The 351-nt window shown below is 45.6% G+C and carries 1 protein-coding gene; it reads right to left on the bottom strand.

Annotation, left to right across the window (positions count from 1 at the left end; translation table 11 throughout):
• Positions 1-351: response regulator (locus tag RYX56_RS21520; RefSeq protein WP_317124013.1), on the bottom strand; the 351-nt coding region annotated here is incomplete at both ends.

Genomic DNA, 351 nt, shown 5'->3' with positions numbered 1-351 from the left:
CATTTCCTTTATAACCTGTGCTGTTACATCTGGAGGGAGAACAACACCGCCGGAATGAACGGTCAAAATCGCCTGAACAATCGTATCTGTCGGCATATCCTTGAGCAGGTATCCGCTTGCCCCTTCTTCGAGTGCTTCAAAAATCAGCTCGCTGTCTTTAAATGTCGTCAGCATGAGTACCTTGATTTCAGGCCATTTTTGCCGAATTAGTTTTGTTCCGGTCACACCGTTTGTTCCCGGCATCCGGATGTCCATTAAAACGATATCCGGGATCAAAAGTTTTGCTTTTTCAAACGCATCTTGGCCATCACATGCTGTTCCGACAACTTCAAGCTCGTTTCGCAAATTTAG

It is taken from the genome of Alkalihalophilus lindianensis (assembly GCF_032843265.1).
Classification (GTDB): domain Bacteria; phylum Bacillota; class Bacilli; order Bacillales; family Bacillaceae_D; genus Alkalihalophilus; species Alkalihalophilus lindianensis.
The sequence above is the reverse complement of the archived record's forward strand: the minus strand, read 5'-3'. Positions and strand labels throughout refer to the sequence as shown.